Source organism: Halorhodospira sp. 9621 (assembly GCF_022228055.1).
Classification (GTDB): Bacteria; Pseudomonadota; Gammaproteobacteria; order Nitrococcales; family Halorhodospiraceae; genus Halorhodospira; species Halorhodospira halophila_A.
Window position 1 is genome coordinate 1 of the sequence record NZ_JAJNRD010000057.1, and the last position, 5,631, is coordinate 5,631.

The following is a 5,631-nucleotide window of genomic DNA, read 5'->3' on the forward strand; positions in this document are numbered from 1 at the left end:
GTGCTGAGCGGCGACCATGAGGGGGGTCAAGCCGTCCTCGTTCCGCGCATCGATTTCCGCCCCCACCTCAAGCGCCTCCACCGCGTCTTCGGGATCGCCTGCTGAAGCGGCCTCGAGAAGGCGCTTTTCTAGGTTCGCTGCGGATGCTGCGTGCATCACCAGGCTTAAGAAGCATCCGCAAGCGATCATCGAGAATGAACGGAAACGATCCATGTGACAGTCCTTTCTCCTTTTTTAGTCAGCGCCTCAAAGGGGGTACCGGCTGCGCGGCGCGCGACCCCACTGGGAGCGAGTGTATACCTATCTCGTGCCCTTGGGTGAGGAGAGTGCCGTGCGTGTTGCTCGCGTGTGCGCTAGCCGCAATCCGTTTATGTAAAGAAAAGATGACACGTTCCCCGGCAAAGGGCATCGCCGTGACATTGTCACAGAGATGGGTTCCGATGCGTGCTCCAACTACTCATGCAACGTGCAAAAACGCTCGTTTTTGCAATGCCTGCGTGCATGACCGGATATTGGGAGCTTGATGCGTGCAAAAACCAGTTGCCAAACATGATAAAATGGCAACACGTTTCCGCAAGGACTGAAGCATGATCATCGGCTACGCACGCGTCTCTCGCGAAGAACAGCAAGACCTGGCCGCGCAGCGTGACGTGCTGCGGCAGGCGGGTGCAGAACGCCTCTTCGAGGAAGCGGCATCCGGTGGGCGCTGGGATCGTCCAGAGCTACAGCGTGCGCTCGAGCACCTCCGGGAAGGCGACGTGTTCGTCGTCGTCGTCAAGCTCGATCGGCTCAGCCGATCGCTCAAAGATCTGCTCACGCTGCTCGAGCGCATCGAGTCGGCCGGGGCTGGCTTTCGTTCGTTAAGCGAAGCGATTGACACAACGACGCCGGCAGGGCGCATGATGATGCAGATGATCGGGTCGTTCGCCGAGTACGAGCGCGAGATGATCCGCGAGCGGACCCGGGCGGGTCTCGAGGCTGCTCGACGCCGTGGCCGTATCGGGCGGCGGCGGCCTGAAGTGCATGTGGATCGGCGAACCAGATCAACAGATTCAGCCGCTGGGCGAGCCGCTCATGGCATGCCATCTCGCTGCCCCGGTCGTAGGTCAGGCTCTGGCGCAGTATCGCCGGCAGGCGCCTCATCAGCTGGTGAAAGGCCTCCAGGGCAGCTTCGGCGGTGCCATCGCGCATCTTGGTTAGCACAACAAAGCGATCCTGCGCTCGACCAGCGTGGCGCCTGAGGAGCGGTTATGGGCGCCCTCGATCAGGTCGCCTTCCCAGAGTGACCGGGCATCAGCCGCTGCTCAATCTCCTCGGACTGTTTGCAACGCGCAAATGCTCCGGGCAATGGAGCCACCAATACCGTGGCGTCCCCAGCTATCCGCGGGGATGCGAACGAGGCCGGCCTCTTCGGGCCCGCGGTGACGCCTGACCTTCCGTTTGTCGGACTAGCCACTCTTCCACGTCGTCCGGACGCCACCGCAGGCTCCGGCCAAGTCGCACTGCGGGTGGCAATGATTCCGGATCGCGCTCCCGGCGTCTATTCAAACTGCGTTGAGTAATACCTAGAAGTTTGGCCAGCTCAGCCTTGTTCAACAAAGGACGCATATGAGACCCCTATCACGTTCAACAACCGTAGCGGAAAACCGGCCCTCTCCCCGAAGAGCCACACTTCCCTAAGTACGCACGCCTGTGCAGTTCTGGATCTCACGCCCCCGGGCCAACGCTTCAAGCCTTGGACAGAATCATGCTCTCAGCACTGGTCGCGATCCTCACCTCGAATCTATCCATCCAACCTGACCCGAGGCACGGGACAAATGATGCTCCGGCGATCGGCACCTTCTCAGTCCGCAAGGTCAACATCGCCTTTGAGCAGTGGCACACCTGTGGCACAGTGAGGATCGGGAACCTAGGGGACCTGAGGGGATGAGCGGGGTCTCATGATGAATGCAAGGCTCTGTTTTTCAGGCTTTTCCCCGCTAAGCGATTGATGAGGCTGGAGCGCACATTCGCGTTCACACGGCAGGGGTCGCTGGTTCGATCCCAGCGCCGCCCACCAACCAAATCAACGGCTTAGAGCCGTCTCCGAGTCGGAACCCTTCGCTTCACAGACCTTTGCAGGGGGCTTGCAGGGGCTGAGGGAAGGGTTCGCTTTGCGTTCGGTGCAATTCGGTGTGATCGAGGATCCCTTCCCTTTTGCATTCACCTGCAGAAGGAGGGTTCCGACGCCTGTCAGGCCCGCGTCGAGGAGTCTGACCCGGAGCTCTTCACCAACCTGACCTTCTACGACCTGCGCCATGAGGCCATCTCGCGGATCGGACCGGCTGGGATCCCAACCAGCTGCCACAGTTCTCCGGCCATCGGAGCCTAAAGGCCGATAAACCGCTCCAGATAAGCACCTTGCTGTTTTTTTAGGGCCGACGCCTCAGTGCAACGGAAAAAAACAACTACATGTAATCGACGTAGACGATCTTTTCCAACCTGTCGCCGACACCGTGATACGCCCCGATGTCCGTCCCGGGTAAATCGACACGCGGCGGTATCGCGTTCTCGTGCGCGATACCATTCAGAACGTCTGGCACGTGTTTAGCGGTACAGAAAGCTAACGCCGGCGCCGTCACGTGGCGCACAGCTGCTATCGCCGTTTTTTGGTCCGCGTCGCTGATATCGATATTCGGACACCTGTCACGCAACCGGCGAATTCCTGTCGCAAGGTCTTCTTGCTTTTTCAGGGCTGCGTCCTCGCTGGTCGCGTTTCTATGGACCTCGCGAACAGCCAGAGCCACGACGCACGCGAGGAAACGACCGAGGAACTCCGCATGATTATGGGCCACGTTGAGCATCTGGTCGATTGTCCGACAGCGTGCAATCAATTCCACAAGCCGCCAACTTTTTTTTCTTTGCTCTGCTCGGGCATCTTGAATGGCTCGTCGCAGCCGCTCCGGAAAGTAGTACCACGCCCCATTCATCTTCCGTTCGAACAGCGTGTCCGCAACCACGCGATCCATCTGTCCTAATTTTCGCAGCGTGCCTTTCACCTCGCGTTCCAGGCAACCGCGGGGGGTTTTGGGCTTGGGCAGCCCGCTTTCAAGTGTCGATAGGTCAGGAAACGTTAAAAGACCTTCGATCCCCTCGAAAAGCGTGTCGGAAACTACGCGCTCCGTCTGCCTCAAAATTTTCAGCGTGCCCGCTACCTCGTGGCCCAGACAATCGCGAGGTGTTTTGGGTATAGATGAGAACGATTCATTATTCGAAAAATTATTACACGCCAAAAAGGTTTCGATACTCGAAGCATGCATGTTCTCGGTTAGAACATCCTGACCACGGAGAAGGGCAGCTGCCAACTGGGCGCCAGCGAACTGACTGTCCGGATCATCGGGCACCTCTACTAAACAAGCGCTCTCGGCCAACGCGCACCAAGCCTGCGCGAGCATTACCGTTTGCTTGTTGCTCAACGTACGTCTTTGGCGCTCTGCGAGTAACTGCCCGGCCGCACGAGTATGCCTCGTAGCCGCGGTCAGGTCGCCCTGGACCGTATCAGCAAAGCCACTCTCGAGATGCTGCCACGCACTAGATACATGATACAGCTCTGCACACGCTAGTATTTTCCCCAAGTACCTTTCAAAAGTTTCACTGTCTTGGTGGGGATCCTCCCGGAATGCCGTATGCAGGCGATCCCGTAATGTGCGCCGCCAAAGTCCCCGCCCAATCAGACGGTCGCCCCCCTGACCTTTGATGGCCGCTGATGCACCTGCCAGGTATCGGATGCCTTCTGCCTGCATGCTTTGATCAAGGATTTTTTCGATATCTATATCCGAATCTTCTAACTTCGAGTTTCCATCATGCCGCGCCTCAAATAGATCTCGGAGTGGACGTAGTTGATCTTCAAGGGCAGACCGATAGTGATGAATTGCGGACCCAGATGGCTTGTTTACGATCATCGGGGCCGTCGCTAACGACCCCGTGATAAGGGTCGGCGGCAGGTTATAAATAGACCAACTTGCGCCAGCAAGAGATGCTATTATACCATGCGGAACGTTATCACCCCATCCTAAAAGATCCTTCAATGTAATTCCGCTGCTTGGTGGATGGCCGTCGATGTCCAGGTCGTCGCCGAGGTAAAGCACCGACCAGTCGTCAAAGCGCCCCAGGTCAATCGTTCTCGGCCCGGCTGAAGAGGGCGGATCTGTCACCCAAGGGGCTAAAGCGCCGTTCACGAATTCGCTCCGGGTACGAACGTGGATTGCGAGGAGAAAATACTGGTCCGAGCCGAGAAGATCCATGAATGCCTCAAGATGCTGCCGGTCGGCTTCGCTCCAAGCCTCGGGCGTCTGGATGCCGACAACAATTACCGAAGGTGGGGGTGAGCCACCGAGGATGCGACGGCGGACCCATCGACGCCATCCGGCTGCCGGTTCTCTCTGATCTTCCGACCCCCATATCTTTGTCGCGATCCGGACCATTAAATCTTGTGCATGTCGCTGTGGAACTTCCATCCGAAGGGCATTGGGTAGGCATCGGTTTGCCCATGCTATCGCGAGCCCGAACAGGAAAAGAAAACCCGCCGCAAGGGACCCAACATCCAATACGGAAATCGGACTAAAAAGGTGTGAGACAACGGATTTTAAATTAAATATAGAACCGTCATAACCCGTCAGTGCGGCAAGGATAGTGAATAAAAAAAATAAAACGCCGACCCCGACCCCAAGACCACCCAAAAATGAAGTGCACAAGAGCAATTTAAGACGCTCGCGCCATTTGCCGCGTCCGGCTAACAATCTATCTTCGAAAAGGGCCAGGCTATCCGCGGCGACACCCCTTTCTGCGCGCCCCGCGTGATCCGTAATCCACGGTTCGCCGATGTACAAGGAATGCTCTCGTAGGAGTTCAATACGGCTCCATTGGTCTTCCGTCCATCGGCCCTCTGCGTCATTTATAATCTTGCGATTTTTCTCAATGGTCTGAGCCTCTTCGGATAGTTCCCTAAGCGGATCGCCTTCGGATGCAATGACGCCGACGAAATGGCGACGTGCGCTGTTTTCAAATGGTCGAACCTGTTTAAGTAAGCGCCACAGCGCTCCGCGCATGCTCGGATCGGTCGCCGTTGTTGCGCGCCGTAGGGAGATACGCTGCGCCTCAGCTACGTTTCTGCCTTGATCTTTCGCACTTGAAAAGTGGCTGGTTGCCGCTTGAAGCGTATACCAAGCCGGTACGGCAGCTTCAGATTGATGGCTGTCCGCACCACTGGTTGCATTGGTCAGATCTGGGTGAATCGATGGGTCCGGAGCGCTCTGCTCAGTCCCGTCGCGGCGTCCCCGCCAATACTCGGCGAGGCAGCCGGCGCAGCCCGTGCCCGCCGCTACTCTTGCCAGCCGGTCCGCATCGTCGAAACTAGCAAGGATAAGGTGTCTCGCTAAGCTCCCGAAAGGCCGGCGCGCACGAATGTCATTGATCACTTCTGACAGATCACTCGGCGGACTCTCTGAATTGCTAAACAGAGCGACCTGGGGTTCTATCGGGATTTTAATCGATGTTTGGCATGAGATCTGTTCAACGCCATTGCCCCAGCACGTGTTTTGGAAAACATCGCCGTTTGACGACAAAAAAAAAATCCCAGTCATCCTATTGCTA

General features: G+C 57.3%; 3 protein-coding genes and 1 pseudogene. 1 reads left to right on the forward strand and 3 read right to left on the reverse strand.

Features of this window, described 5'->3' with window-relative positions; genetic code table 11:
• Window positions 1-213: pseudogene (locus LRF89_RS12790) on the reverse strand (ankyrin repeat domain-containing protein); the annotation flags it as partial.
• A 374-nt stretch (window positions 214-587) separates the two neighbouring features.
• On the opposite strand from LRF89_RS12790, the gene LRF89_RS12795 reads away from it, so the two are divergent.
• The gene (locus LRF89_RS12795; RefSeq protein WP_238637311.1) at window positions 588-1,241 is read left to right on the forward strand and encodes a recombinase family protein; all 654 of its coding nucleotides are present in this window, start codon (window positions 588-590) and stop codon (window positions 1,239-1,241) included.
• A 136-nt stretch (window positions 1,242-1,377) separates the two neighbouring features.
• On the opposite strand, the gene LRF89_RS13660 is transcribed toward LRF89_RS12795, so the two are convergent.
• Complete coding sequence (locus LRF89_RS13660; RefSeq protein WP_443134966.1) at window positions 1,378-1,608, reverse strand: helix-turn-helix transcriptional regulator; 231 nt, start codon at window positions 1,606-1,608, stop codon at window positions 1,378-1,380.
• An 839-nt stretch (window positions 1,609-2,447) separates the two neighbouring features.
• Window positions 2,448-5,456 (reverse strand): hypothetical protein, encoded by a 3,009-nt coding sequence (locus LRF89_RS12800; protein WP_238637312.1) that lies wholly within the window; start codon window positions 5,454-5,456, stop codon window positions 2,448-2,450.
• Window positions 5,457-5,631 lie beyond the last annotated feature (175 nt).